This is a genomic window from Pseudomonas sp. NMI542_15 (assembly GCF_021283425.1).
GTDB lineage: Bacteria > Pseudomonadota > Gammaproteobacteria > Pseudomonadales > Pseudomonadaceae > Aquipseudomonas > Aquipseudomonas fortuita.
Genome location: NZ_JAJSRO010000001.1, coordinates 244,260 through 270,659 on the forward strand (window position 1 = coordinate 244,260; position 26,400 = coordinate 270,659).

The window sequence follows — 26,400 nt, forward strand, 5'->3', positions numbered from 1 at the left end:
TCGATTACCGGGAGGTCGCCATGGGCGCACTACTGAACCTGGTCGAACGCAACCTGCATGAAGTGCAGGTAGATGCCGACCGCATGCTGTTCCACATCCCCAGCAGTTCGCTGTTCACCGCCGACGCGGTGACCGGGGGCATCATCGACACCTTGCGCCAGCAAGGCTGTTCGGCCGAGGAGCTGATGCAGCGCCTGGGCCAGCAGTTTGCCGGCAACGATATCCAGGACACCCTGCGCGAGCTGATCGCCCTGGAGCTGGTCAGCGACGGCTCGCCGCTGACCGCGGAAATCGGCGTCAAGCGGGTCGAGCGCACCGCGCTGAATACTGTGGTGCTCAACGTCAACACTGGCTGCAACCTCAGCTGCACCTATTGCTACAAGGAAGACCTGGACAAGCCATCTGCCGGCAAGAAGATGAGCACCGCCACCGCCGAAGCTTCGGTGGAAATGCTGCTCAAGGAATCGCCTGACGAGGAGCGCTACAGCGTGGTGTTCTTCGGTGGCGAGCCCTTGTCCAACCGGCCACTGATCGAACACATGGTGGGCTACTGCGAGCGGCGTTTCGCCGAGGCGGGCAAGCAGGTGGAATTCATCATGACCACCAATGCCACGTTGCTGACCGAAGAGATCGTCGATTGGCTCAATGCCCATCGGTTCGGCCTGTCGATCAGCATCGACGGCCCCAAGACCGTGCACGACCGCAACCGCATCACGGTGGGCGGGCAGGGCACCTATGACGTCGTGCGGCGCAAGGCCGACATGCTGCTGTCGCGTTACAACAGTCGGCCGGTGGGGGCGCGGGTGACCTTGACCCGCGGCATCACCGATATCGAGACGATCTGGAACCATCTGTTCAACGAAATGGGCTTTGCCGAAGTCGGCTTTGCCCCGGTCACTTCCGGCGACATGGCGGACTTCAACCTCACCGGCGAAGAACTGGTTGAGGTCTTCGCCAACATGAAGGCGCTGGGGCGCCGCTACCTGGACGCCGCGCTGGAACACCGCAATATCGGTTTTTCCAACCTGCACCAGCTGATCACCGACATCCACGAGGGCCACAAGAAGGCCCTGCCATGCGGTGCCGGACTGAAAATGCTGGCAGTGGACCATGAAGGCGAGCTGAACCTGTGCCACCGCTTCACCGGTTCCAGCCTGCCGACCTTCGGCAACGTGCACCAGGGCGTCAAGCAAGTGGAGCTGAACGACTTCCTGTCGCAGCGTCTGGACCGCAACAACACCGGCTGCGAAAGCTGCCGCATTCGCAACCTGTGCTCCGGCGGCTGCTACCACGAAAGCTACGCCCGCTACGGCGACCCGCAGCACCCGACTTACCACTACTGCGAACTGATGCGCGACTGGGTCGACTTCGGCATCGAAGTCTACAGCCGCATCATGGCCGCCAACCCGGCCTTCATCGACCGCTACATCACCCCGCGGAAGGCGCACTGACATGAAGCACTTGAAGCCCCTGAACAACAAGGCGCGCATCCTTGAACAGGCCGCTGCCGAAGACCGCATCGAAGAAGTCATGGCCATGAGTGCGGTGGCCGGCTGCACGGCCACCACCGACCCGGGTTGGGAAGTGGATGCCTTTGGTGGCGTGAGCTCGCTGTGCCAGCCGATGGAGGCCGACCTGTATGGTTGCTCCGACCCTTGCTGGTGGCCGGCCCAGGTGCCGGACATGATGAGCACCTACCAGGACTGGAACGCCCAGGCGACCAACTCGGCGGAAGACTGGCGCAACCTCGGCACTGTGTTCCCGAAAGACAAGTGACCGGCCCAACAAGAATGACAAGGGGAAACCGCATGAAAGCTGGACGCTGCGCGCAACTCGCGCTCACCCTCGCCGCCACGGCCTGCGCCGGGCTGGCTCAGGCTGACGACACCGGGCCTGCGCTGAAGGCTGGCCACGAATACATGATCGTGACCAACTACCCGAACAACCTGCATGTGGTCGATGTGGCCAGTGACACGGTGTACAAAAGCTGCCAGATGCCCGACAAGTTCGGCCCTGGCACCGCGATGATGGCGCCGGACAACCGAACCGCCTACGTGCTCAACAACCATTACGGCGACATCTACGGCATCGACCTGGACACCTGCAAGAATACCTTCCGGGCCAACCTGTCCAGCGTGGCGGGAGAAGTGGGCCGGTCGATGTACTCGTTTGCCATCAGCCCCGATGGCAAGGAGGTGTACGCCACGGTCAACCCGACCCAGATGCTGAATGACCACTACGTGGTCAAGCCGCCGCGGCTGGAGGTGTTCAGCACCACTGATGGGCTGCAGGCCAAGCCGGTGCGCACCTTCCCGATGCCGCGCCAGGTGTACCTGATGCGTGCCGCCGATGATGGCAGCCTGTTTGTCGCAGGGCCGGACATCTACAAGATGGATGTGAAAACCGGCAAGTACACGGTGGCCTTGCCGCTGCGCAACTGGAACCGCAAAGGCTACAGCGCCCCGGACGTGCTGTACTTCTGGCCGCACCAGAGCCCGCGTCACGAGTTCACCATGCTGTACACCATTGCCAGGTTCAAGGACGACAAACAGGACCCGGCCACGGCCGAGCCGCTGTATGGCTACCTGAGTGTCGACCTGAAGACCGGCAAGAGCCACACCCAGGAATTTGCCGACCTGACCGAGCTGTACTTCACCGGCCTGCGTTCGCCCAAGGACCCGAACCAGATCTACGGCGTGCTCAACCGCCTGGCCAAGTACGACATCAAGCAGCGCAAGCTGATCAAGGCGGCTAACCTTGAGCACACTTACTACTGCGTCACCTTCGACAAGAAGGGCGACAAGCTGTACCTGGGCGGCACCTTCAATGACCTGGCGGTGTTCAACCCGGATACGCTGGAAAAGGTGAAGAACATCAAATTGCCGGGTGGCGACATGTCCACCACTACGCCACAGGTGTTCATCCGCTAGAGCCAGGGTGGATTTACTGGCCGCTTCGCAGCACAAGGCTGCTCCTACAGGACACCGCGTTCCCGTGTAGGAGCAGCCTTGTGCTGTGAAGAGGCCGGCCCAGCCCCCACAAAAACAACAAGAGAGTGCCCATGCCCCAGCCAAGCTACTCCCAGGGCAATCCAGACAAAGCCCTGCTTACCCAATGCATTGGCGATGCCTTCGACGCCACCGTCGCCCGCTTTCCCGACCGCGAGGCGCTGGTGGTGCGCCACCAGGCCCTGCGCTACACCTGGCAGCAACTGGCCGAGGCCGTCGACCAGCACGCCCGCGCGCTGATGGCACTGGGCGTGCAACCCGGTGACCGGCTGGGTATCTGGGCACCCAACTGCGCCGAGTGGTGCATCACCCAGTTCGCCAGCGCCAAGGTCGGCGCGATCCTGGTCAACATCAACCCGGCCTATCGCTCCAGCGAACTGGACTACGCCCTCGGCCAGGCCGGCTGCCGCTGGGTGATCTGTGCCGACGCGTTCAAGACTTCCGATTACCATGCGATGCTGCAGGGCCTGGTCCCTGGCCTGGCCAGCAGCCAACCGGGCGCGCTGACCTGCGAGCGCTTCCCCGAGTTACGCGGCGTGGTCAGCCTGGCTGCCTCGCCACCACCGGGCTTTCTGGCTTGGCACGCCTTGCAGGCGCGTGCCGAGTCCGTCAGCTGCCAGGCCTTGGTCGAACGCCAGGCGCAGCTGCGCTGCGACGACCCGATCAACATCCAGTACACCTCCGGCACAACCGGTTTTCCCAAGGGCGCCACCCTCAGCCACAGCAATATCCTCAACAACGGCTACATGGTTGGTGAAAGCCTGGGCCTGACCGAGCACGACAGGCTGGTGGTGCCGGTGCCGCTGTATCACTGTTTCGGCATGGTCATGGCCAACCTTGGCTGCATGACCCACGGCAGCACCCTGATCTACCCCAGCGATGCCTTCGACCCGCTGGCCACGCTGCGTGCGGTGGCCGAGGAAAAGGCTACCGCGTTGTATGGCGTGCCGACCATGTTCATTGCCGAGCTGGACCACCCGCAACGCAGGGAGTTCGACCTGTCGAGCCTGCGCACCGGGATCATGGCCGGCGCCACCTGCCCGATCGAGGTGATGCGCCGGGTGATCGGCGAAATGCACATGGCCGAGGTGCAGATTGCTTATGGCATGACCGAGACCAGCCCGGTGTCGCTGCAGACCGGGCCCGACGATGACCTGGAACGCCGGGTGACCAGTGTCGGCCGTACGCAGCCACGGCTGGAGAACAAAGTGCTGGACGCCGACGGCAATACCGTACCGCGTGGGGAGATAGGCGAACTGTGCACCCGCGGCTACAGCGTAATGCTTGGCTACTGGAACAACCCCAAGGCCACGGCCGAGAGCATCGATGAAGACGGCTGGATGCACACCGGCGACCTGGCGGTAATGGATGAACAGGGCTATGTGCGTATCGTGGGGCGCAGCAAGGACATGATCATTCGCGGCGGTGAGAACATCTACCCGCGCGAGCTGGAGGAGTTCTTCTTCACCCACCCGGCGGTGGCGGATGTGCAAGTGATTGGCGTGCCGTGCAGCAAGTACGGCGAAGAGATCGTGGCCTGGGTGCGCCTGCACCCGGGGCATACCGCCAGTGAAGACGCGCTGCGTGAGTGGGCGAGGGCGCGGATTGCGCACTTCAAGGTGCCTCGGTACTTCCGCTTTGTCGACGAGTTCCCGATGACGGTGACCGGCAAGGTGCAGAAGTTCAGGATGCGCGAGATCAGTGTCGCGGAGTTGTCCTCCCGATAACCATCACCCCTCAGCTACGCGGACCTTTGTAGGAGCGGCCTTGTGCCGCGAAAGGGCCGCACAGCGGCCCCAGCAATTTATGCATCACAGCTGAAATCCCGGGGCCGCTTCGCAGCCCTTTCGCGGCACAAGGCCGCTCAATGACCGCGCCATGTGCTTAGCCTTGCAATAGTTCCGGGCTGTTGAAGTTGCTCAACCGGCGATCATCATCGGCACACTCCAACCCCTGCACCGCCTCGCGCAGCAAGGCCTTCTGCAAACTCCGCTCTCCCGTCGCCCAGGCCTGCTCCAGCATTTGCAGTATTCGCCGTGGCAGCACGCTGAACATCGGCTGCCAATACCCGCCCTGGCGCACCATTGCCGCACTGTCACTGGCCACCGCCAGCCTTAGCAGGTCCTCGATCAGTTCGCGGTCAACCCGCGGTGCATCGCAGGCCAGCAGCACCACCCACTCATGCCGAGCCACCTTGAGCCCGGCAATCACCCCTGCCAGCGGCCCAGGGAAGTCGGCTTCTGCATCGCCCACCAACTGGTCTGCATATGCCCGGTAAGCTGGCTGGTTGCGGTTACAGGAAATTACCAGGTCGTCGCTCAGCGGCCGCACCACACGATGAACGTGCGCAATCAGTGGTTCGCCTTGCCAGTAGACCAGGCCCTTGTCACGCCCGCCCATGCGCTGTCCGCGGCCGCCGGCGAGGATCAGGGCTGAACTGGGGGGCAAGGGGTTGGTCATGATTTCAACTCTAGGCAATGGGAGAAAGCAACCCTCCCACGGCCTGCAACAGTTGTCCAGAACGCCTTCGCCCGGGTTGAACCGACCTGACATTTTTGCCAGTTGTGCCGATCAGGATCTCGTCCTTCAATAAGGCTGCAAGCCTGGTATCGCGATGGTGCCGAGAATTTTAATGAGGAGAGACACTTGAACAAATCGCAACTGGTAGCAGACGTGGCGCAACGCGCCGACTTGAACAAGGCAACCGCACAAAAAGTGGTTGACGCGTTTATCGATGCAGTCAAGGTATCACTCAGTGAGGGCAATGAGGTGGCCTTGGTGGGCTTTGGGACCTTTAAAACCGAGCAAACAAAAGCGCGAGCCGGGCGTAATCCGCAAACTGGCAAGCCGATGCAGATTGCTGCAGCGACCAAGGCCAAGTTCGTCCCCGGCAAAAGCTTGAAGGATACCGTCAATTTCAGCGAGTAACCCGATCAGAAGGCCAAGCCGCGCAAGTGAGGGAAAGGGGGCGGGGCCCCCTTGCTCATGGCATTCAATGCCCGCTGGGCAGAGTCTCGCTAGCGGGTTCGGCTTTTCCCCTGCCCGCAAGGCGCATCACCACCACGAAAAACACCGGCACAAACACCACCGCCAACGTGGCGCTGAGCATGCCGCCGATCACCCCGGTGCCGATGGCCTGCTGGCTGGCCGAGCTGGCGCCGCTGGCGATGGCCAGGGGTACCACGCCGAGGATGAACGCCAGCGAGGTCATCACGATCGGCCGCAGGCGCAGGCGGGCGGCCTGCACGGCGGCGTCTGCGGCGTCCATGCCCTGGTCGACCAGGTGCTTGGCGAACTCGATGATCAAGATGGCGTTCTTTGCCGACAGGCCGATCAGGGTAATCAGGCCAACCTTGAAGAACACGTCGTTGGGCATGCCGCGCAGGGTCACGGCCAGCACTGCACCGAGCATGCCGAGCGGTACCACCAGCAGCACGGCAGTCGGGATCGACCAGCTTTCGTACAGCGCTGCCAGGCACAGGAACACGATCAGTAACGACAATGCCATCAGCATCGGTGCCTGGCTGCCGGACAAGCGCTCTTGCAGCGACAGGCCGGTCCACTCCAGGCCGGCGCCGGGCGGCAGCTGAGCCACCAGGCGTTCGATTTCGGCCATGGCTTCGCCCGAACTGTGGCCGGCTGCCGGCTCACCGGAGATCGACACCGCCGGGTAGCCGTTGTAACGGGTCAACTGCACGGGGCCGCTGACCCACCTGGCCTGCACGAATGCGCCCAGTGGCACCATCTTGCCGCTGTTGTTGCGCACGTGGATTTTCAGCAAGTCTTCGACCTGGCTGCGCTGGTCGCCCTCGGCCTGCACCACCACCCGCTGCATGCGGCCTTGGTTGGGGAAGTCGTTGACGTAGCTGGAGCCCACCGCCACGTCCAGCACCGAGCCGATATCGGCAAACGACACCCCCAGGGCATTGGCCTGGCGGCGGTCGATTTCCAGCTGCACTTGCGGGCTTTCGGCCAGCGACGCTTCGCGCACGTTGGTCAGTACCTTGCTGTTGCCCGCATTGGCCAGCAGCGTGTCGCGGGCAGCCATCAGCGCAGCGTGGCCCATACCGCCACGGTCCTGCAGGCGGAACTCGAAGCCGGTCGACTCGCCCAGGCCGTCGATAGGCGGCGGCAGGACCGAAAACGCCACGGCGTCCTTGAGCTGGGAGAAGGCCGCGCTGGCACGGTCGGCAATCGACTGGGCGCTGTCGTCGGCACCGCGCTCGGACCAGTCTTTGAGGGTTGTGAAGGTCAGTGCCGCGTTTTGCCCGCTACCGGAGAAGCTGAAGCCGAGGATCACGGTGGTGTTGCCTACGCCGGGTTCTTCGGCGTTGTGTGCCTCGATTTGCGCAGCCACCTGTTCAGTGCGCATGCGGCTGGCCCCTGGTGGCAGCTGGATGTCGGTGATGGTGTAGCCCTGGTCTTCGGTGGGCAAGAACGCCGTGGGCAACTGGCTGAAGCCATAGCCCAGCACCGCCAGTAGTACCGCGTACAGCAGCAGGTAGCGGCCGCTGCGCTTGAGCGCCTGTACCACCCAGCGCTGATAGCCGTTGCTCAGGTTTTCAAAACGGCGGTTGAACCAGCCGAAGAAGCCCTTGCGTTCATGGTGCTCACCCTTGGCCACCGGTTTAAGCAGCGTGGCGCACAATGCCGGGGTGAGGCTGAGGGCCAGGAATGCCGAGAACAGGATCGATACCGCCATCGACAGCGAGAACTGCTGGTAGATCACCCCCACCGAGCCTTGCATGAAGGCCATTGGCAGGAACACCGCCACCAGCACCAGGGTGATGCCGACGATCGCTCCGCTGATCTGGCCCATGGCCTTGCGGGTGGCTTCTTTGGGCGGCAGGCCTTCCTCGGCCATGATGCGCTCGACGTTTTCCACCACCACGATGGCATCGTCGACCAGAATGCCGATGGCCAGCACCATGCCGAACAGGGTCAGCACGTTGACCGAGAAGCCCATGGCCAGCATGACCGCGAAGGTGCCCATCAGCGCCACCGGCACCACCAGGGTGGGGATCAGGGTGTAGCGCAGGTTCTGCAGGAACAGGAACATCACCGCGAACACCAGCAACATGGCTTCGAACAGGGTGGTAATGACCTGCTCGATCGACACCTTGACGAACGGCGAGGTGTCATAAGGGATGTCGTACTTGACGCCTTCCGGGAAGTAACGCGCCAGGTCCTGCATTTTCGCCCGCACCAGGGTGGCGGTTTCCATGGCGTTGGCACCCGGCGACAGCTGCACGCTGAACGCAGTGGCCGGCTTGCCGTTCAGCCGTGTGCCGTACTGGTATTCCTGAGCGCCGATCTCGACCCGGGCGACATCACCGACGGTGACCGTGGAGCCATCCAAGTTGGCGCGCAGGACAATGGCGGCAAATTCTTCGGGGGTGCTCAGCTGGCCCTTGACCACCACGTTGGCGGTGATTTCCTGGGTGTCGCGGCTGGGCAGGTCGCCGATACTGCCAGGCGCCACCTGGGCGTTCTGCGCCGCGATGGCCTCGGCCACGTCGTTGGGCGTGAGGTTGAAGCCGATCAGCTTGCCGGGGTCGATCCAGATGCGCATGGCGCGCTCCGAGCCGTACAGCTGGGCTTTGCCCACGCCCTTGAGGCGGCGGATTTCGTCCATCACGTTGCGCGCCAGAATATCCGACAGTGCGGTCTCGTCGAGCTTGCCGTCTTCGGAGGTGAGGGTGCCCAGCAGCAGGAAACCGGTGGACACTTTTTCCACCTGCAGGCCCTGTTGGGTGACCGGCCGCGGCAGGCGCGACTCGACCACCTTCAGGCGGTTCTGCACGTCGACCTGGGCCAGGTCCGGGTGGGTACCCGGGGCGAAGGTGGCGGTGATGGTGGCGCTGCCCAGGCTGCTCTGCGATTCGAAGTACAGCAGGTTGTCGGCGCCGTTGAGTTCCTGCTCGATCAGGCTCACCACGCTTTCGTCCATGGTCGCCGCAGAAGCGCCCGGGTACACGGCGTAGATTTCCACCTGCGGCGGCGCCACGTTGGGGTACTGGGCCACGGGCAGCTGCGGAATGGCCAGCGCCCCGGCCAGCAGAATGAACAGCGCGACCACCCAGGCGAATACCGGGCGGTCGATGAAGAATTGCGGCATGAATCAGGCCCTCACTGGCCGGTATGCTGAGCGATGGGTGCTACGCCGGGGGTTGTTTCAACCTGCACGTGGTCACCGGCCTTGACATGCTGCAGGCCCTCGACCACCACCCGCTCGCCAGCGGCCAGGCCCTCGCTGACAATCCAGCGGTCGCCTTGGGCGCTGCCGAGCACTACCTGGCGGTCGCTGACCCGGGCCTGCTGGTCGACCACCAGCACTTTGGGGACACCGGCGCTGTCGCGCAGGATGGCGCGCTGCGGCACGCTCAGGCCCTTGGGTTGCACCGCCTGTTCCAGGCGCACGCGCACGTAGCTGCCGGGCAACAGGTCGAGGTCCGGGTTGGGGAACTCGCTGCGCAGGGTGATCTGGTTGGTCGTGGGATCGACGCTGATGTCGGAGAACAGCAGCTTGCCTGGCAGCGGATAGGCGCTGCCGTCGTCCTGGATCAGCGTGGCGCGGGCCTGGCCGTCGCCCACCTGCTGCAATTCGCCTGCGCGCAAGGCGCGGCGCAGGGCATTGAGCTCGCGGGTAGACTGGGTGACGTCGGCGTGGATCGGGTCCAACTGCTGGATGGTCGCCAGCGGGGTGGTCTCGTTCTGGCCGACCAGTGCGCCTTCCGTGACCTGGGCACGGCCGATGCGGCCAGAAATGGGCGCTGTCACGGTGGCGTAGCCAAGGTCCAGGCGGGCACGCTCCAGAGCCGCCTTGGCGGCGGCCACTTCGGCGTCGGCTTGCAGGAAGCTGGCCTGGGCGTTGTCGTATTCCTGGCGGCTGACGGCCTTGTCGTCGACCAGCTCGCGGTAGCGCTGCTCCTGCAGACGTGCCTGGTACAGGGTGGCCTTGGCCTTGGCCAGGGTGGCGCGGGCGCTGTCATGGTCGGCCTTGAACGGCGCCGGGTCGATCAGGAACAGCACATCGCCCTGCTTGACGTCACTGCCTTCACGATACACCCGCTTGAGTACCACACCCGCGACACGCGCGCGCACTTCGGCGGTGCGCGGCGCCAGGATGCGGCCGCTGAGTTCGCTGCTGATGGCCAGTGGCTGCAGTTGCAGGGTTTCTACCCGCACTTGCGGGGTGGGGGCTTGCTCGTCTTGCTCGGCGCTGTCGCCACAGCCGGCCAGGGACAGGCTCAGAAACGCCATGAGCGCCACAGGGCGCAGGCGTGGGGGGAGGGTAGTAGGCATACGGATCTTCCGATGATGACCGGGGCAATGGTACGGCAGGTGTAGCCCGTGCGGCTGTTAATACCTGTAGGGCGAGTGTGAAAAAGTGTGAAGAACAATCCTTTCGAGCGGTTGGGTTCTATATTCTGCGCATACCTGTACTGGCCTCTTCGCGGGCTTGCCCGCTCCCACAGGTATTGCACAGGTTTCAGACGCTGTGCGGCCCCTGTGGGAGCGGGCAAGCCCGCGAAGAGACCAGTGAGGTCTACCACAACCTAGATCCCAAGCACCTATGCCGAATATTTTCCTGGTCGAAGACGACAGCGCCCTGTCCGAGCTGATCGCCAGCTACCTGCAACGCAACGACTTCCATGTCCAGGTGATCGCCCGGGGCGACCATGTGCTGGACGAATATCGTCGGCAAAAGCCCGACCTGGTCATCCTCGACCTGATGCTGCCGGGTATCGATGGTTTGCAACTGTGCCGCCTGCTGCGCCAGGAGTCGCAGAACCTGCCGATCCTGATGCTCACCGCCCGCGACGACAGCCATGATCAGGTACTGGGCCTGGAAATGGGCGCCGACGACTATGTGACCAAACCCTGCGAGCCGCGCGTGCTGCTGGCCCGCGTGCGCACGCTGCTGCGGCGCAGCAGCGTCAACGAGCCGCGGCTGGATAACGACCTGATCCTGATTGGAGGCCTGCGCATCGACCTGGCCGAGCGCACGGTCAGCTGGCGCGGCGAAGAGGTGGAGTTGTCCAGCGGCGAATACAACCTGCTGGTGGTACTGGCGCGCAATGCCGGAGAAGTGCTGAATCGCGACCGCATCTTGCAGCAGCTGCGCGGTATCGAGTTCAACGGCACTGACCGTTCGGTAGACGTGGCCATTTCCAAGCTGCGGCGCAAGTTTGACGATAACGCCGGCGAAGCGCGCAAGATCAAGACTGTGTGGGGCAAGGGCTACCTGTTCAGCCGCGTCGAGTGGGAGTGCTGACCGGCCATGCTCAAGATCCTGGTGCGGTTGTACCTGGTGATCATTGTCGCCTACGCCGGTGCGCTGCTGCTCATTCCTGACACCATCGTCGGCCTGTTCCAGGAGCGCTTCATGGCCTACAACCTGGACCAGGCCAAAGGCGTGCAATCGTTGATCGTGCGCCAGTTCCACCAGGCCCCGCGCGAGCAGTGGCCGGCCGTGGAGCAGGACTTGGCCCGTGCGTTCGCCCCGCTGGAAGTGAAGCTGCTGCGCATGGACCAGGCCGAACTGAGCGCGGATGAGCAGGCGCGCCTGGAGCATGGCCAGTACGCCGTGCGCATTGCCGAGTGGGGCTACTACGAAACGGTGCTGGCACCGCTGGACAAGCAGTGGCTGGTGCGCCTGCATGCACCGCCAGACCCGCTGGACATCAATGTGTTGTCGTGGGGCGTGACCGTGCTGATCGGTGCGGCCATGCTGGGCTGCCTGCTGTTATGGGTGTGGCCGCACTGGCGCGACCTTGAGCGCCTGAAGGAAACCGCCCGGCGCCTGGGCCAGGGGCAGATGGCCGAGCGCACACACATTTCGCCGCATTCCAACATTGGTGAGTTGGCCGGGGTGTTCGACACCATGGCCAGTGACCTGGAGCGCCATGTCAACCAGCAGCGCGAGTTGCTCAATGCGGTGTCCCATGAGCTGCGCACGCCGCTGACCCGCCTGGACTTCGGCCTGGTGCTGCTGTTCGACGAAGTGCCGCCGGCCAGCCGCAAGCGCCTGCTGGAACTGGTGGGGCATGTGCGTGAGCTGGATGAGCTGGTGCTGGAGCTGCTGTCCTACAGCCGCCTGTATAACGCCGACCAGGCCCGCGAGCGGGTCGAAGTGTCGTTGCTGGAACTGGTCGACAGCGTACTCGGCGGTTTTGCCGAAGAGCTTGATGGCCGAGGTATCCAGTGGGAAGTACGGGCCGAGGGCAATTTGCCCCGGTTTGTGCTGGACCCACGGCTGACGGCGCGGGCGGTGCAGAACCTGGTGCGCAATGCCATGCGCTATTGCGACGAAAGCCTGTTGTTGCGCTTGCGGCTGGAGGACGATGGCGCCTGTTTGCTCACGGTTGAAGATGACGGGATCGGCATACCGGTGGAGGAGCGGGAGCGGATTTTCCAGCCGTTCTACCGGCTGGACCGCAGCCGCGACCGCAACACCGGCGGGTTTGGCCTGGGGCTGGCGATCAGCCGGCGAGCGATCGAAGGCCAGGGCGGCACCTTGACGGTGGCGCAGTCGGCGCTGGGCGGGGCGCAGTTCAGGATTCGCTTGCCTGCGGGGTGATGGGTGGCTGTACCGGCCTCTTCGCGGGTAAACCCGCTCCCACAGGTACGCCACAGCGTTCAAAATCTGTGCGGTCCCTGTGGGAGCCGGTTCACCCGCGAAGAGGCCGGGCCTGCTAGCCCTGTTCCGCCAACTGTGTAGTCCACAGCACGACCCGGTCTTTGCCGCTGTGCTTGGCTTCATACAACGCCTGGTCGGCGCGGACCAGCGCTGTGGTCAGGCTGTCGCTCCGGTCCACCCGGGCCAGGCCTATGCTGATGGTTACCGGATGCTCGCCCCTGTCCTCGCGCACCCGTTGGCACAGCGCCGCCACCTGCTGCTCGGCACCCTGCTGGTCCAGCCCTTGCAGGAAGATCGCGAACTCTTCACCGCCCAGTCGGGCAAATGCATGACCGGCCATGCTCGCCTTGATATGCAGGGCCACGCGCTTGAGTACCTCGTCGCCGACGTCATGACCGAAGAGGTCATTGACCCGCTTGAAGTTGTCGATATCGATCATCGCCAGGTATTGCCCGGACGAGGCCATGCGCAGCTGACGGTCGGCCTGGGCCATGAACGACCGGCGGTTGGGAATGTCGGTCAGGGCGTCTATGTAGGCCTGCTCCAGCAGCACCTTGGACAGGTAGAAGTTGTGCAGCTTGGCTTGGCGGATTTGCAGGTAGCTGTAGCTGACCAGGCCGCTGAGAAACACTGCGTAGCTGATCAACATGGCGCCTTCGACCGCGTCCGGCTCCATGCGGGTGTGGTAGAACGGGCTGAGCATCACCCAGGTGATGGCCATGGCGCAGAAAAATGACCAGCGCCGCACCGGCAGCACCGACATGGCATACAACACGGTGGAGACCCCGAGGATCAGCCACACCGGGCGCAGGGCCACCGGGAGGCCTTCGATCACCAGGCGCATGCCCAGGGTGATGACGGTGATGAACAGCAGGTTAAGTACATCAAAGTGGTGGCTGCGGTGTGTGAAACGCAGCACCACGGTCAGGCTGCCGAGCAAGGCAATGAACACGCATGACAGCCAGGTGAAACCTTGGCCACCGAGGAAGCTGACGATAAGGTCGAAGACCAGCCAGATCAGGAGACTGATGCAGAACACCAACAGGCAGAACGGGCGCATGGACTCGAATTCGTGCTGGCGGAACTCGGCGCGCAGGGCGGCGGGGGCGACCTGTTTGCGTACGTGTTCCTCGATGGTCTTGAGCATGGAGGAGCTCCTGGGGGTACTGCTTTGCCAGGGCTGGCCCTGGCGACTCAATTCTGTGGCAAAACACCCCGGGCCCAGGGCCGGTAGCGCAAGTCAAACACCGCCTCGAGATGGCACCCGCCAACCAGCGTCGGCTCGGCAGGCTCAGCCCTGAATGCCTGACCTGGCACACTCACCTGGCGAAACGCCTCGCGCACTACACCTATTCGGCACGGCAAGGCCTGTTCGTAACCCTGGCGCACCAACGGCGGTAATCGCCCGGTGCCGGCGCCATCCTGCCACCACACAGTCAAGCCCAGGCCTGCCAGTTGATCCAGCCAGGCGCCATTGACCCGGGGCGACAGCTTGCCTGCGCTGAAGGCACTGATGTGCAGAGGCTTGTCCAGTTGGCGGTTGAAGGCCTGTAACTGGCTGTACAGCGCTTCGCGACGCGCGGGGTCGCGAAAATGCTGGTCGTCCAGTTCCATGGGCAGGTACCAGCCCTCCACCGGCAATTGCCAGGCCTGACGCAGTTGCTGGTACTGGCTGAGTGAGCGCCCCAGCTGCGCTTTCCAATAGCTGTTCAGGCCCTCGCCGTCCAGCTCGTCCAGGCGTTTGTAGTAGGCGGGGTCCATGTAGAGGCCCAGCACCAATCGCAAGCCTTGTGCACGGGCGCTGCGCAGGCTGCTGGCCAGCCAGCCTTGGGCGCCGCCGAAGTCGCTGTCGCCATAGGCGCTCCATTGCACGATCAGGGTGTTGCCGCCCTGGGCCACGGTGGCATGCCACAGTTGTTGCCACTGGGCGGGGGTGACAGTGGCATCGCGGTTGAGCGGTTGGTAGAACAGGCGCTGGTCGGCGGTGGCAGGCAGGCACACGGCAAACAGGCAGATGGCGAGGAGCGTACGCATCAGAAGGTCATCTCCGCACCGACCAGCACGCCGTTGGCGCGCTGGTAAAGGTTGCCGCCCAGCGACTGCTGGTACTCGGCACGCACTTTCAGTGAGCCACGGTAGGCGTTATAGCGATCGTCATCAAACCACCATTGCCAGCGCACGCCAACCCCGGCCCGGGCGTCCTGACGCCAGTCGTTGCTCGGATCCTGGCTGGAAAACTCGACAAAGCCATAGGGCATGAGGGTTTGCGGGGAGCTGCCGGGTAGCTTCCAGGCGTGGCCTTGCTGGTAGCGTGACAGCCAGGCGTGGTCCCCGGCGCGGGTCCACCAGGCCGCGTCGAGGTAGAGGAAGCGCTCGTTCCAGTCGTCTTCATCCACACGCCAGTCATTGCGCCAGTTGCCCTGGTCGAGGAACGAGGCGGTGGCGCGTAGCAGAAGGTCGTTGCTCGATTCGGCATTGTGGCGCAGATCGCCCCAGTTGCCGCCGACCTTGGCCGGGCTCAGCAACTGGCCAAGGCTCAGGCCGCGGTAGTGCGCTTCGTCGATCTGCCGCTGGTGGTACAGCTCGGCGTACAGGTTGAGGTTGGCCTGGCCGAGCGGCTTGTAACGCAGGCCGACCCCGGTACCCATGCTTTGCGCATAGTCGGTGCGGCTCTGGCCACCGAACAGTACCCGGCCATACACCGACAGCGTGCTGCCGTTGCGGCTGGGTTCTTCGCCCAGGGCATGGTCCCACATGGCTAACTGCACGTTCTGCGATTGGGCACGGCGTGAGCTGCCGCTGCGCTGGCCGTTGTCGAGAAACTTGTCGTTGGTCGAGGTGCCTGCGGGTGACCAGGTGCTGGCCAGGGTGATGGTGTCACGCCGTGACAGGCTTTCGTGGGCACGGCGCTGGCGGTATTTGCGGGCTTCCAGGCTGCCGTATTCATCGTCACCGGCGACCAGGTTCTGCTCCACATCGAGGATGCGGCGCAGTTCGCGGCGGGCTGAGGCGCTGTCTTCAGCTTCGTCGTAGCGCAAGGCCAGGGTTTCGCCGAGGCGATAATCCTCGGGGAAGTCGTGGGTGGCACGCGTCAGGTAGGGGATCGACTGGCGGCGCTGGGCCTTGTCTGTCGAGCCGGCCAGGCGCATGCCGTAGTCGGCGCGGTAACGCGGCTGATCGGGGGCCAGGCGCACGGCTTCGGCGAGCCAGGCCATGCTCTGGGCGCTGTCGCCGGCCAGTTGCGCGGTGCTGGCCGCGGCGTAGTAGTGGTCGGCTCGTGGGCTGCTTGCCAGTGCCTGGCGCTGAAACCCCAAGGCAGCCTGGTAATCGCCTTGGCGCTGGGCAATGGCTGCGCCCAGTGCCCAGTCATCGGCGCTGTGGTGTGCGGCAGCGTCCCAATAGCGGCGGGCCGCGTCAGCGTCGCCTGCGTCTAGCGCGCCACCGGCGGCCGTGAGGCGGGCGTTGTCGGTCCAGGCGCTGTCCGGCAGGCTGCGCCAGATAGGCAGCGCGGCTTCGGAATCGCCGGCCGCTTCAAGTGCATAGGCCAACGCCAGGCGGTTGCCGGCGTCGCCCAGGCGTTCGGCGGCCTGGTAGTAGACCACCGCTTCACCGGGTTGGTCGGGCATGGCGCAGCGGCCCAGGGCGCGGTACTGGCCGGGCTCGCGGGGGGTGGCCGGCACCGCCTGGCGAACGGCGTCGCACTGGCCGGCCTCGGCCAGACGGCCGAGCAACTGGGCACGGGTACTGGCATCGACCCGGGGGATTAGGCCGAGCATGCGGTGGCTGTCCAGCGGCCCATCGTTGCGGGCAAACAGGTTGCCCAAGCGCTGCAACAGCGATGGGCTGAGGCGGCCCTGACGGCGATCGTAGGCCTGTTCCAGCAGTTGCCGGGCGTGTCCGGCCTGGCCCTGTTCCACCAGCAGAAACGTAGCTTGCTCCAGTGCGGCCAGGTCGCCACTTTGCCGGTAGCGGTTTTCCCATTCGCTGGCTGTGCGCGGTTGTGGGGGTTGCGGCGGGTCGCCATACAGGCGTTGCTTGAGCACGGCGTAGGCGCGTGTGTCGGTGGTGGGTGTGCAGCCTTTGAACTGTTCGCGGGCCAGGTTCGGGTCATGGCGTGACAGCCAGTCGACGGTGTCCAGGCAGGGGCGCTGCAGGTCGTTGCTCAGGCGGCGCACCAGTGCCGCATCATCACCTTCGCGGGCCAGCTCCCACAGCTGTTGACGCTGGTCGGGCTGATTCAGCTGATCGGGCGACAGCGACTGCAACCAGCGCTGGGCTTGCTGGTTGTGACCCACGGCGATAGCGCGGTTGGCCATGGCCAGGCGCGCCTGATCCGCCGCTTGAGGGGAGGGCGCGCTGGCCAGCAGCTGGTTCAGCCCTTTTTCGTTCACCTGCTGGACATAGGCATTGGCCAGGCGTTGCCAGTCTTCGGCGGGCAACTGGCCCTTGTCGGCGAGCGGCTGCAGTTGCTCGATGGTTTCCTGCCAGTTGCGTAGTTGTTCGGCGAAGTTGGCCCGAGCCAGGCGCAATACCTGGCCGTCACCCCTGGGGGGCAACTGGCTGAGCCAGTCCAGCGCCTTGCCCGCACCGCCGAATTTGGCCAGGCTCAGGCTGTAGGCCTGCCACAGGCGCACGCGCTGATTACCCTCACTGGCCGCCAGCCATTGTTCCACCTGGCTGGCGGGCGGTGGGTCCTGTTCGATCCAGGTCAGGCGCAGTTCCAGCAGGGCGTCCGCGTATTCGGGGCTGCCGCCCAGCTGTTCGGCCTGCGCTTGGGCTTCCTTGTAGCGGCGTTGATGGGCCAGGGCCTCTACCAGCAGTGCGCGGGCCTCGTCGTTGTTGGGCACTCGCCCCAGCACGTGGCGGGTCAGGCGCTCCACCTCGGCCCAGTTGTCTTTCCTGGCTTCGCGATAGCTGCGGTCCATGAACGGGAAACTGGTGAACCGCTGGAAGTCGGTCATCGGCGTCGAAGCCGCAACAGGCAGGGCGGCGGCGCACAGCAACAGGCCAGTAAAGGTGAGGGAAACGCGCGGCTTCATGCCACCTCCCGGGTCAGATCAATGGCGGCCTGTTGTTCACTGGCCTGTTCGATCAGGGCCTGTTCCAGCACCTGCTCAGTGATGATGCCGCGGGCAATCAGGTGCTCGCCGAGGCTTTGGTGTTCGGGGTCAAAGTCGATCAAAGCCTGGTTGAACAGGGTCACAGGGACCATGCCGCGCACCTGCAGCAGCGCGCCGAGCATGACCTGGTGATGGCTAACCCGTTCCAGCAGCGCCTCATTGTCCTGGTGGCGTTCAAGCACGGCCAGCATGGCGCGGGTTTCTGGCTTCTGCCAGGGACTGGGGTAGTGATAGCGCAGGCCCAGTGTCACACGGCCCTGAGGCGCCAGGCGTGCTGTGACCGGGCGTTTAAGGTGGCGGCTGATCACCCCCAGCGAGACTTGGCTGACAGGGCTCTCGCTGGCCAGGATCAGCGTGTCACCGTCTTCGTCTACCGGCAGCACCGCATAGTGGGTGGCCAGCTTGCGCGGCAGTTTGGCGATCAATTGCGGGTCGAGCTTGAACGGGTTCAAGGGCGCCCAGGGCAAGTCCAGCTGCTCGGCCAGGGTGGCCACCAGTTGCTCGCTGGTTACCCAGCCACGCAGCAGCAGTTCGCGTCCCAGGCGCCGGCGTACCGGGCTGGTGAGTGCCTGTTGCAGCTGTTCGTCATTGATCAGCCCCTTGGCCACCAGACGCTGGCCCAGCGGCGTGCGGGCAGGGGCGGCGATGGCGGGAAATTCATGGGTGGTCTTGTCCCAGGCCACGCGGCGCGAGTCACCCATTTCCATCACCTGGCGCAGGGCCCGCAGGTTGGCGAAGAAGTTGACGAAGTTGCTCCACATCATCCGCGGTGCCGACAGCAAACCTTCGCCGATGCCGTAGAAACGGGTGACGAACCAGCCCCGCTGGAACAGGCGGTTCAACAGCAGCAGCCCGTTCAGCCACAGCAAGGTGGACAGCAGCCAGCTGTCGCTGAGGATTGACATGAAGCGCCATGCATCCGGCGCAATCACCGTCACCAGCCACATGGCCAGCAACACCAGCAACAACAAGTTGACCAAAAAGCTCAGCAGATAGGCGAACAGCCCACGGCGGTCGCGCCAGAGGAAGTAGTTGAGCGCCCCTGTGCGGCTCCAGCCGAGGTTGCTGGTGCCTTGGAACACGATACCCACGATCCAGCGCGACTTCTGCCGGATGGCATGCTGCCAGTCACGCGGGAAGTGCTCGCGCACGCAGATCACCTGCGAAAACGCCCGGCTCATGCCCGGACGCCATTCCTGCTGCAGGGTCAGTGCCGGGTCGGTGATGGAATAGCGGGCAAAAATGCACTTCATGCCCTTTTGCTTCAGCCGAAAGCCAATGTCGTAGTCTTCAGTAAGGCTCTGGACGTCGAAGGCAATGCCGTCGCCGTCCTCCAGCAGCGCGCCGATGGCCCGGCGGCTGAAGCAGGTGCCGACGCCGGCGCTGGGCACCTGACCGGGGTCAGTGCTTCGCGGACGATGACGTCCTTGCCGTGGTTTTCGGCAAATTCGTCGACATAGTGGCCGGCGGTAAAGCCTTTCCATTCCGGTGCGTAGGGATAGACCGGGATCTGGATCATGTCTTTGTTCGGCAGCAGGTAGTTGAACAGCCGCAGCTCCATGGGCGAGATCACGTCTTCGGCGTCATGCAGGATGAAACCGGCAAACTCGATGCCAGCGTCCTGCTGGAAGCGCAGCAAGGCGTCGATGATGTTGTTCAGGCAGTCAGCCTTGCTGGTGGGGCCAGGGCGAGCGCACACCACTTTGTGCACGTTGGGGTAATGCAGGCACACCGCGTCCACATCGGCCTGGGTTTGTGGGTCGTTGGGGTAGGTGCCGACGAAGATCTGGTAGTTCTCGTAGTCGATGGTCGAGGCTGCCAGGCGAGCCATTTCACCCACTACGCCGACTTCGTTCCAGGCCGGGACCATGATGGCCAAAGGTTTTTCCGGGACTTCGAACAAGCGCTTCTCGTCGGCCCTTTGATGCTTGTCGTAGATGCGAAAACGCCGTATCAACTTGCGCCCCCAGTAGCACAGGTCGATGAACAGGTCGTCCAGGCCGAGCAGGAACATCAACGAGGCAAGCATGATCGCCAGGATCTTCAGACCGAATAGCACATAGGTGAGAAAATCGATGAATGCCAGGCTCATGGGGCAGTCACCGGCACGGCAGAGTGGGCCATCGTCCTTATCCTCGCTCGGTTCCCTCGACGAAGTTGTACAAAATGACGCTATTTGTACGGGGTAAATACAAGCAGCCGAACGCGCTGTTGTCCAAATTTCGGGCTTTTTCTTGTGGGCCACATCTTGTAGTTTTACAGGTCGTTTACCCAGGGAGCTGAACATGCAAGGCAAGGCCCGCAAGATCGTCCAGGCCATTCTTTACGAAGCCATCGCCGTCGCCTGCGTGGCGCCTGCGCTGGAGCTGGCGTTTGGCGCCGGCATGGCGCAGTCGGCGGTACTGTCGGTGCTGATGTCAGGCATCGCGATGAGCTGGAACATGGGCTACAACTGGGTATTCGAACGCTGGGAAGCGCGCCAGCGCCAGCGTGAGCGCACCTTCATGCGGCGCTTGCTGCACGCCTTGGGCTTCGAGGGCGGGTTGGTGGTGATCCTGCTGCCACTGGTGGCGTACTGGCTGGATGTGAGCCTGTGGGCGGCGCTGCTGACCAACCTGGCGCTGTTCGTGTTCTTCTTCGTTTATGCCTTTGCCTTCCAGTGGGGCTTCGACAAGGTGTTCGATGTGCCGCTTTCGGCGCAGCAGGCCAAGTGTTGACTTTGTGCCGCACTACCGGCTAAGTTCCTACCCCATGAATACCTTCCCGCATGTGAACGCCATTATTATTACCGCCATTATCAGCTTGGCGGGCTAGCGCGTACGTGCACCTGACCCGCCCTGGAGGCGGGTTTTTTCTCTCTGACTCCTGGGCAACGTGAAAACAGCCAAGGAGTCATTGATGACCAGTTTCAGCGTCCCTCGTACTACCGTCACCCCCCAGCAACTGCTGTCGGAGCAGGTGCGGCGCATTCTGGCCGCGCCGGTGTACGACCTGGCCATCGAAACGCCCCTGCAAGCGGCGCCTGCGCTATCTGCCAGCCTGGGTAACCAAGTGTTGCTCAAGCGCGAAGACCTGCAGCCTACCTTCTCGTTCAAGATCCGCGGCGCCTATACCCGCCTGTCGCGCCTCAGTGCTGTGCAGCGTGAGCGTGGGGTAATCACCGCCTCGGCGGGCAACCATGCCCAGGGCGTGGCCCTGGCAGCGTCGCACCTTGGCATGAAGGCGACCATCGTCATGCCGACCACCACGCCGTCACTGAAGGTGGAAGGGGTGCGTTCGCGCGGCGGGCATGTGGTGCTGCACGGTGAGAGCTTCCCACACGCTTTGGCCCACGCGCTGAAGCTGGCCGATAGCGAAGGCGCTACTTTTGTGCCGCCCTTCGATGACCCGGACGTGATCGCCGGGCAAGGCACCGTGGCCATGGAAATCCTGCGTCAGCACCCGGGCGCGCTGGACGCCATTTTTGTACCGGTGGGCGGTGGTGGGCTGATCGCTGGTATCGCCGCCTACGTGAAGTACCTGCGCCCAGAGGTGAAGGTGATCGGCGTCGAGCCGGAGGACTCCAACTGCCTGCAGGCCGCCCTGGCCGCCGGGGAACGGGTGATCCTGCCGCAGGTCGGCACCTTTGCCGACGGTGTAGCGGTGGCGCAGATCGGCGCCCACTGCTTCGAGCTGTGCCGGCATTTTGTCGACGAAGTGGTAACCGTCAGCAGTGACGAGCTGTGCGCGGCAATCAAGGACATCTACGACGATACCCGCTCTATCACTGAGCCGTCCGGTGCCCTGGCCGTGGCCGGGATCAAGAAGTACGTGGCACGTGATGGAGTGCAGGGGCAGACACTGGTGGCCATTGACTCCGGGGCGAATGTGAATTTCGACCGCCTGCGCCACGTGGCCGAACGGGCTGAATTGGGCGAGCAGCGCGAGGCGATCATTGCGGTCACCATCCCTGAGCAGCCAGGCAGCTTCCGCGCCTTCTGCCAGGCACTGGGCAAGCGGCAAATCACCGAATTCAACTACCGCTATTACCCCGGCAAGGAAGCGCGGCTGTTCGTCGGGGTACAGACCCACCCTGTGCACGACCCGCGTGACCAGCTGCTGGCCAACCTGCGCGAGCAGGGTTACAGCGTGCTGGACCTGACCGACAACGAGCTGGCCAAACTGCATGTGCGTCATACCGTGGGTGGCCACGCAGCGCCAGGTGCTGATGAGCGGGTGCTGCGCTTCGAGTTTCCCGAGCGGCCAGGGGCGCTGCTGGGCTTTCTGGAACGGCTGGGCAAGCGCTGGAACATCAGCCTGTTCCATTACCGCAACCACGGGGCGGCGGAGGCCCGGGTATTTGCTGCGCTGGAGGTGCCGGGCGATGAGTTGGCGGGCTTGCCGTTGGCGCTGAATGAGATGGGGTATCGGTATTGGGATGAGACTGACAACCCGGCGTACAAGCTGTTCCTGGGCTGACGGCTGACCCACACCACTATCGGGGGCCGCTGGGCGGCCCCATCGGGTTTGCTGATTCACCGTGGGGGAACAATCACCGGGCCAAGGTGGTCTGCTGTGAAGGCTGCAGCGGGACCCGGCGCCATTAAGCCGTTACTGTCCGGGCACTGTGTAGCCGCTCGCAACCGCGACACAGGGACGTGGCGGCCGATTAGGTTCAGTTAGGTAAAGTTGGGTAAATGCGGCCACGGCCTATACACGGACCAGTATTGTGGTTTGTACTGTCCAGTTAAAGATGACATTGATGAACACACTTCCGTCGCAGCCAAGTGCTGAACGCGGGGCGTTCTCCAGTTTTGAGGCGTGTCGCAACTCCCGGCAGGGCCCCGTGGTGATCCTTGCCTCCGGCGCTTCTGCCAAGCATTTTCCGCTGGGCGAATTCGCACATCTGCCCATCATTGCCATGAACGGTTCAGTTTCGATGACCGCCGAGCACGGTATCCGGCCTTTTTTCTATGTATGTACCGACAAAAGCTTCCCCAAGCAACAGCCGGGCTTGTTCGCCACGGCGTTGCGTGACAGCGAGCGCCTGGCGCTCTGGCCCGAGCAGTATGCCGGGGCCGATGTGCCCGCCGACACCGAGTGTTACGCCTTGCGCAAAGCCGACACGCCGGGCCTGCTGGACGGTTTGCGTGGCCATGGTGACAGCTGCGTTTGCAACCGCGCACTGTGGAGCAAACGCAGCCGCTCGATTGCCTTCAGCAAAGACCTGGGCCAGGGTTTTTTCGATGCCCGCACAGTGGCGTATGTGGCGTTGCAGCTGGCTTATCACCTTGGCTTTGAAGAAGTGTTGCTGGTCGGGGTAGATCTCGATCAGCGCGTTGGGCGCTTCTACGAGAACGGCCAGGGGCAGTGTTCGCCGTGCGGGCTCGACCAGCATTGGGAGAGCCGTATCCTGCCGTCGTTGGCGCTGATGGCAAGGGAAGTGCTCAACGAGCATTTCCATGTCTACAACCTGTCGGCGAGGTCGCGCATTCCTGCCGACCTGATCCCCAAGGTCAACCTCAGCCAGGCGCGGCACATTGCCGGCTGTGCAATTACCTGAGCAAGAAAGCGGGTGCATGAGGAACTGTGGATGCGTACAGTAGGTTGATCGCCATCTGCGGAGCCCGCTATGTCCAGCGCTTTCACGTTCATGCAATCGCCCGTCGGCACCCTGACCCTGGTGGCCCGCGGCGAGTGCCTGGCAGCCGTACTGTGGGAAGAGGAACGGGAAAACCGCGTGCGGCTCGGTGCCTTGCACCGTGACGACCAGTGCCCGGTGCTACGGGACACCGCGCGGCAGCTTGGCGAGTATTTTACCGGCAAGCGCCAGCGCTTCGAGCTGGCGCTGGATTTTGCCGGTACCGAGTTTCAGCGCCAGGTGTGGGCCGCGCTGCTGGCAATACCCTTTGGTGAAATCCGCAGCTACGGCGACATCGCCCGGCAGATCGGCAACCCCAGCGCGGTGCGAGCGGTAGGCGCTGCCAACGGCCGCAACCCGATCTCGATCATCGCCCCGTGCCACCGTGTGATCGGTGCCTCGGGCAGCCTGACAGGCTTTGCCGGTGGCCTGGCGGCCAAGCAGTATCTGCTGGCGCTGGAAGGTCGGCAAAGCCTGGCATTGGACTTGTAGGCGTCACCTGAACCAACTGGCGAGCAGGCAAACCAATATCGCAAGCACCGAGCCTGCCATCAGGGTGTACTGCCGATGGGCCCGGCGGGCATGGGCTTTTACCGTACGCAGGTACTCGCCGGGAGTGGGTGCATCGGGCCGATGGCGCAAACCCTCGGCCACGTCGGCAAGCTGGCCCCGGATCAGCAAACCGACCAGATAGTAGGTGCAGGCGTAACTCAGCAACGCCAGAAACAGGTAAATCATGGCGCGTGCAGGTGCAAAGGCAGGGCCATTGCGCTGGCATTGCCAGTGTCCAGCATGATCAGCCCCTCACTGTGATCATCCAGGCTGGCCAGCAAGCGCCCCTGGCTGTCCCACGCTGCCGACCCGCCGGCACCGATGAAGGTATCGGCCGGCCCCACGCAGTTGGCCATCAACACCGGCATTGACAGTTCACGTGCCACCTCGGGGTAATGCGCGTAGCCCTCGCGGATGCCCTTGGCGGTTTTCGCCACACTGACCAGATACAGGTCGGCGCCGTGCTCGCGGGCGGCGGCCGCATGCGCCATGAACATCGATTCGTAGCAGATCGCCGGTGCCACCCGATGGTTGCCTGCCTGCAGCAGCAGTGCCTGATCGCCTGGGGTGAAGTAGGGCAGCTCGTCATCATGCAGGCGCCGTTTGGCATAGGCCTGGCGCGGTGCCCCGGGGCTGAAGATCGGCATGCCGATGCGAATGCCGTCGGGTGTCGGCAACGGCAGGCCTACGGCAACGGTGAGACCCAAGCGGTCACTGGCTGCCTGCAGCGGGCCCAGCCGTTCAGAGCTGACCGGCAAGGCGGCCTGGCGCGCACGGCTTGGCTCATAGCCGGTCAGCGACAGTTCGGGGAAAACCACCAGCTCGGCGCCAAAGGCCGCAGCTTGCTCGATGCAGGCCAGATGACGCTGGAGGTTGCCTGGCAAATCGCCCTTGAGCGACGCCAGTTGCACGGCGCACAGTTTCATGAAAAACCCTTCCCTGGTTCAGGTTGAAGGGTCGAGCATACTATTGGCATCAATGGCTGTGCCAGTGAAGGGTTATTCAGGTTGCCGAGCACGTCGGCGTGCGCGGCTGGCGCGCCGTGTGCCATGCTATCCAGTGAAGCGCCATGGGCCCGGCACACACCGGGGGCAGCCTGCATTTTACGCCCGCCATGGCAGCGCCTGCAGAGGGAGATTGCAATGGGACGGTTTCGGCGGTTACTCGCCAATATCCGGGGACGTGACTTGGCAGTGGGTGATATCCATGGCCACTTCCAGCGCCTGGAGCAGTGCCTGGATGCGGTGGGTTTTGATCCGGCCATAGACCGCCTGTTCAGTGTGGGTGACCTGGTCGACCGTGGGCCGCACAGCGAGGCCGCGCTGGAGTGGCTCGCGCGACCCTGGTTCCATGCGGTGCAAGGTAACCATGAGGCGCTGGCAATTACCCGCGTGCGAGGGGGGCGGCTTGACCTGGAGATGTACCGCGCAGCGGGTGGAAGCTGGTTCCTGGACCTGCCGCGCAAGGCGCAATTGCGTTTCGTGGAACGCTTCGAGCAATTGCCGATTGCCATCGAAGTGGAAAGCGCGGCCGGCCTGGTCGGGCTGCTGCATGCAGACAGCCCGTTTGCAGATTGGGCAGCGCTACGTTCCTGTCTGCAGCTGGATGACGACCCTGAAGTACGCCAGGTATGCCAGTGGTCGCGGCGGCGCCTGAAACAAGGTGATACGCAGCAGGTGCAGGGCCTGCGTGCATTGCTGGTCGGCCACACACCGGTGCTGGAGGCAAAGCTGCTGGGCAATGTCTGGCACCTGGATACAGGGGGGTGGGCTAGCGGCCATTTCACCTTGATGGACATGCGTACCCTGCAACTGGTCAGCCCTGCGCCAGATGCATCAACAGCGCGGCGGCCAGGATCACCAGCATGATCCCTGAGGCCCGCTCAAGCCACGGCAGGCTGCGAGCGAAATGCCGCAGTACTCGTTGGTTGCCGATGGCCACGGCGACCAGCAGGTCCCAGAGCAGGACGATGCTGAACATCCACAGCGCGTAGGCCGATTTCCAGCCGGCGCTGGCGCTGGCGACCATGCTGGCGAGGCTGGCATAGAACAGCGCGTTCTTGGGGTTGAGGATACCGGACAACAAGCCCATGCCCAGATTGCGCCACCAGCCTTGAACCCTCGGGTTGCCTGCGACTGCGCCCAGGCGGGTTTGCCCGGCGTGGCGCAGGAACAGAATGCCGATGTAAAGCAGGTAGCTGGCGCCGGCCAGTTGCAGTGCAGTGAACAGCAGGCTGCCTTCCTGCAGCACAGACAGGCCGGTGAAGGCCATGGCGATGAACGCGCCATTGGCCAGGGCAATGCCCAGGCAGGCGCCGCTGGCGATGCGCCAGCCGCTGTTGATCGAACTGCGTGCGACCAGGAAGAAGTCCGGGCCGGGTGAGAGCAGGGCGAGGAAGTGGGCGAGGGCAATGATCAGGAACGGTTGCATGGGCGGCGCGGCTCTGCGGGAAAAACC

The 26,400-nt window shown here is 63.9% G+C and carries 21 protein-coding genes and 1 pseudogene; 12 read left to right on the plus strand and 10 right to left on the minus strand.

Features of this window, described 5'->3' with window-relative positions; translation table 11 throughout:
• Positions 1-20: 20 nt before the first annotated feature.
• The 4 genes from peaB (at position 21) to LU684_RS01070 (ending at position 4,735) form a co-directional block, all read left to right on the plus strand.
• Positions 21-1,451 carry a quinohemoprotein amine dehydrogenase maturation protein gene (peaB, locus tag LU684_RS01055; RefSeq protein ID WP_191086644.1) on the plus strand — a complete coding sequence of 477 codons (1,431 nt, stop codon included), beginning with the start codon at positions 21-23 and terminating at the stop codon, positions 1,449-1,451.
• Between the two features lies 1 nt (position 1,452).
• The gene (qhpC, locus tag LU684_RS01060; RefSeq protein ID WP_016487327.1) at positions 1,453-1,776 is read left to right on the plus strand and encodes a quinohemoprotein amine dehydrogenase subunit gamma; all 324 of its coding nucleotides are present in this window, start codon (positions 1,453-1,455) and stop codon (positions 1,774-1,776) included.
• 32 nt (positions 1,777-1,808) lie between these two features.
• The gene (gene peaD / locus LU684_RS01065; RefSeq protein ID WP_102688807.1) at positions 1,809-2,930 is read left to right on the plus strand and encodes a quinohemoprotein amine dehydrogenase subunit beta; all 1,122 of its coding nucleotides are present in this window, start codon (positions 1,809-1,811) and stop codon (positions 2,928-2,930) included.
• A 131-nt stretch (positions 2,931-3,061) separates the two neighbouring features.
• Complete coding sequence (locus LU684_RS01070) at positions 3,062-4,735, plus strand: fatty acid CoA ligase family protein (RefSeq protein WP_095115283.1); 1,674 nt, start codon at positions 3,062-3,064, stop codon at positions 4,733-4,735.
• 157 nt (positions 4,736-4,892) lie between these two features.
• On the opposite strand, the gene mobA is transcribed toward LU684_RS01070, so the two are convergent.
• Positions 4,893-5,468 (minus strand): molybdenum cofactor guanylyltransferase MobA, encoded by a 576-nt coding sequence (gene mobA, locus LU684_RS01075; protein WP_232894027.1) that lies wholly within the window; start codon positions 5,466-5,468, stop codon positions 4,893-4,895.
• Between the two features lie 186 nt (positions 5,469-5,654).
• Between mobA and LU684_RS01080 the strand changes: the two genes are divergently transcribed.
• Positions 5,655-5,936, plus strand: a complete 282-nt coding sequence (locus tag LU684_RS01080) for an HU family DNA-binding protein (protein ID WP_060517921.1) — start codon at positions 5,655-5,657, stop codon at positions 5,934-5,936.
• 64 nt (positions 5,937-6,000) lie between these two features.
• Here LU684_RS01080 and LU684_RS01085 read toward each other — a convergent pair whose 3' ends face one another.
• Both LU684_RS01085 and LU684_RS01090 read right to left on the minus strand, forming a co-directional pair.
• Positions 6,001-9,126 (minus strand): efflux RND transporter permease subunit, encoded by a 3,126-nt coding sequence (locus LU684_RS01085; protein WP_232894028.1) that lies wholly within the window; start codon positions 9,124-9,126, stop codon positions 6,001-6,003.
• An 11-nt stretch (positions 9,127-9,137) separates the two neighbouring features.
• Positions 9,138-10,313, minus strand: a complete 1,176-nt coding sequence (locus LU684_RS01090) for an efflux RND transporter periplasmic adaptor subunit (RefSeq protein WP_070086657.1) — start codon at positions 10,311-10,313, stop codon at positions 9,138-9,140.
• Positions 10,314-10,584: 271 nt separating this feature from the next.
• Between LU684_RS01090 and LU684_RS01095 the strand changes: the two genes are divergently transcribed.
• Entirely contained in the window at positions 10,585-11,286 is a 702-nt protein-coding gene (locus tag LU684_RS01095; RefSeq protein ID WP_016487321.1) for a response regulator transcription factor, read from the plus strand.
• A 6-nt stretch (positions 11,287-11,292) separates the two neighbouring features.
• A complete protein-coding gene (locus tag LU684_RS01100; RefSeq protein ID WP_023047176.1) occupies positions 11,293-12,591 on the plus strand; it encodes an ATP-binding protein in 1,299 nt (432 codons plus the stop codon).
• A 115-nt stretch (positions 12,592-12,706) separates the two neighbouring features.
• Here LU684_RS01100 and LU684_RS01105 read toward each other — a convergent pair whose 3' ends face one another.
• From LU684_RS01105 to nfrB, 4 genes and pseudogenes are all read right to left on the minus strand, one after another.
• Complete coding sequence (locus LU684_RS01105; protein WP_232894029.1) at positions 12,707-13,798, minus strand: GGDEF domain-containing protein; 1,092 nt, start codon at positions 13,796-13,798, stop codon at positions 12,707-12,709.
• A 47-nt stretch (positions 13,799-13,845) separates the two neighbouring features.
• Positions 13,846-14,685 (minus strand): DUF4434 family protein, encoded by an 840-nt coding sequence (locus LU684_RS01110; protein WP_016487318.1) that lies wholly within the window; start codon positions 14,683-14,685, stop codon positions 13,846-13,848.
• Positions 14,685-17,690, minus strand: a complete 3,006-nt coding sequence (locus tag LU684_RS01115; protein WP_232894030.1) for a phage receptor — start codon at positions 17,688-17,690, stop codon at positions 14,685-14,687. Before LU684_RS01115 ends, LU684_RS01110 begins: the two co-directional genes overlap by 1 nt.
• Positions 17,687-19,863, minus strand: a pseudogene (gene nfrB, locus LU684_RS01120) (cyclic di-3',5'-guanylate-activated glycosyltransferase NfrB). Before nfrB ends, LU684_RS01115 begins: the two are co-directional and overlap by 4 nt.
• A gap of 193 nt (positions 19,864-20,056) precedes the next feature.
• Here nfrB and LU684_RS01125 point away from each other — a divergent pair.
• The 4 genes from LU684_RS01125 (at position 20,057) to LU684_RS01140 (ending at position 23,883) form a co-directional block, all read left to right on the plus strand.
• The gene (locus LU684_RS01125; protein WP_016487315.1) at positions 20,057-20,488 is read left to right on the plus strand and encodes a PACE efflux transporter; all 432 of its coding nucleotides are present in this window, start codon (positions 20,057-20,059) and stop codon (positions 20,486-20,488) included.
• Between the two features lie 181 nt (positions 20,489-20,669).
• Complete coding sequence (gene ilvA, locus LU684_RS01130; RefSeq protein ID WP_023049006.1) at positions 20,670-22,229, plus strand: threonine ammonia-lyase, biosynthetic; 1,560 nt, start codon at positions 20,670-20,672, stop codon at positions 22,227-22,229.
• Positions 22,230-22,512: 283 nt separating this feature from the next.
• A complete protein-coding gene (locus LU684_RS01135) occupies positions 22,513-23,313 on the plus strand; it encodes a lipopolysaccharide biosynthesis protein (RefSeq protein ID WP_096426123.1) in 801 nt (266 codons plus the stop codon).
• A 69-nt stretch (positions 23,314-23,382) separates the two neighbouring features.
• On the plus strand, positions 23,383-23,883 hold the full coding sequence (locus tag LU684_RS01140) for a methylated-DNA--[protein]-cysteine S-methyltransferase (protein ID WP_232894031.1): 501 nt from the start codon (positions 23,383-23,385) through the stop codon (positions 23,881-23,883).
• Positions 23,884-23,886: 3 nt separating this feature from the next.
• On the opposite strand, the gene LU684_RS01145 is transcribed toward LU684_RS01140, so the two are convergent.
• Together LU684_RS01145 and LU684_RS01150 are read right to left on the minus strand one after the other, a co-directional pair.
• Positions 23,887-24,129 carry a hypothetical protein gene (locus tag LU684_RS01145; RefSeq protein WP_016487311.1) on the minus strand — a complete coding sequence of 81 codons (243 nt, stop codon included), beginning with the start codon at positions 24,127-24,129 and terminating at the stop codon, positions 23,887-23,889.
• On the minus strand, positions 24,126-24,869 hold the full coding sequence (locus LU684_RS01150; protein ID WP_023049004.1) for a carbon-nitrogen hydrolase family protein: 744 nt from the start codon (positions 24,867-24,869) through the stop codon (positions 24,126-24,128). Before LU684_RS01150 ends, LU684_RS01145 begins: the two co-directional genes overlap by 4 nt.
• Positions 24,870-25,085: 216 nt before the next feature.
• Here LU684_RS01150 and LU684_RS01155 point away from each other — a divergent pair, with 216 nt between their 5' ends.
• Positions 25,086-25,811 (plus strand): metallophosphoesterase, encoded by a 726-nt coding sequence (locus tag LU684_RS01155; protein WP_024717549.1) that lies wholly within the window; start codon positions 25,086-25,088, stop codon positions 25,809-25,811.
• Here the strand turns inward: LU684_RS01155 and LU684_RS01160 are convergent.
• Complete coding sequence (locus LU684_RS01160) at positions 25,759-26,373, minus strand: LysE family translocator (RefSeq protein WP_023049002.1); 615 nt, start codon at positions 26,371-26,373, stop codon at positions 25,759-25,761. The genes LU684_RS01155 and LU684_RS01160 overlap by 53 nt on opposite strands.
• Positions 26,374-26,400 lie beyond the last annotated feature (27 nt).

What these genes read in the sequence shown, in the direction of transcription:
- LU684_RS01105 (WP_232894029.1), bottom strand. Translation starts at nt 13,798, where the DNA reads ATGCTCAAGACCATCGAGGAACACGTACGCAAACAGGTCGCCCCCGCC.
- LU684_RS01150 (WP_023049004.1), bottom strand. Translation starts at nt 24,869, where the DNA reads ATGAAACTGTGCGCCGTGCAACTGGCGTCGCTCAAGGGCGATTTGCCA.
- LU684_RS01110 (WP_016487318.1), bottom strand. Translation starts at nt 14,685, where the DNA reads ATGCGTACGCTCCTCGCCATCTGCCTGTTTGCCGTGTGCCTGCCTGCC.
- mobA (WP_232894027.1), bottom strand. Translation starts at nt 5,468, where the DNA reads ATGACCAACCCCTTGCCCCCCAGTTCAGCCCTGATCCTCGCCGGCGGC.
- LU684_RS01135 (WP_096426123.1), top strand. Translation starts at nt 22,513, where the DNA reads ATGAACACACTTCCGTCGCAGCCAAGTGCTGAACGCGGGGCGTTCTCC.
- LU684_RS01145 (WP_016487311.1), bottom strand. Translation starts at nt 24,129, where the DNA reads ATGATTTACCTGTTTCTGGCGTTGCTGAGTTACGCCTGCACCTACTAT.
- ilvA (WP_023049006.1), top strand. Translation starts at nt 20,670, where the DNA reads ATGACCAGTTTCAGCGTCCCTCGTACTACCGTCACCCCCCAGCAACTG.
- qhpC (WP_016487327.1), top strand. Translation starts at nt 1,453, where the DNA reads ATGAAGCACTTGAAGCCCCTGAACAACAAGGCGCGCATCCTTGAACAG.
- peaB (WP_191086644.1), top strand. Translation starts at nt 21, where the DNA reads ATGGGCGCACTACTGAACCTGGTCGAACGCAACCTGCATGAAGTGCAG.
- LU684_RS01160 (WP_023049002.1), bottom strand. Translation starts at nt 26,373, where the DNA reads ATGCAACCGTTCCTGATCATTGCCCTCGCCCACTTCCTCGCCCTGCTC.
- LU684_RS01125 (WP_016487315.1), top strand. Translation starts at nt 20,057, where the DNA reads ATGCAAGGCAAGGCCCGCAAGATCGTCCAGGCCATTCTTTACGAAGCC.
- peaD (WP_102688807.1), top strand. Translation starts at nt 1,809, where the DNA reads ATGAAAGCTGGACGCTGCGCGCAACTCGCGCTCACCCTCGCCGCCACG.
- LU684_RS01115 (WP_232894030.1), bottom strand. Translation starts at nt 17,690, where the DNA reads ATGAAGCCGCGCGTTTCCCTCACCTTTACTGGCCTGTTGCTGTGCGCC.
- LU684_RS01070 (WP_095115283.1), top strand. Translation starts at nt 3,062, where the DNA reads ATGCCCCAGCCAAGCTACTCCCAGGGCAATCCAGACAAAGCCCTGCTT.
- LU684_RS01085 (WP_232894028.1), bottom strand. Translation starts at nt 9,126, where the DNA reads ATGCCGCAATTCTTCATCGACCGCCCGGTATTCGCCTGGGTGGTCGCG.
- LU684_RS01155 (WP_024717549.1), top strand. Translation starts at nt 25,086, where the DNA reads ATGGGACGGTTTCGGCGGTTACTCGCCAATATCCGGGGACGTGACTTG.
- LU684_RS01100 (WP_023047176.1), top strand. Translation starts at nt 11,293, where the DNA reads ATGCTCAAGATCCTGGTGCGGTTGTACCTGGTGATCATTGTCGCCTAC.
- LU684_RS01090 (WP_070086657.1), bottom strand. Translation starts at nt 10,313, where the DNA reads ATGCCTACTACCCTCCCCCCACGCCTGCGCCCTGTGGCGCTCATGGCG.
- LU684_RS01095 (WP_016487321.1), top strand. Translation starts at nt 10,585, where the DNA reads ATGCCGAATATTTTCCTGGTCGAAGACGACAGCGCCCTGTCCGAGCTG.
- LU684_RS01140 (WP_232894031.1), top strand. Translation starts at nt 23,383, where the DNA reads ATGTCCAGCGCTTTCACGTTCATGCAATCGCCCGTCGGCACCCTGACC.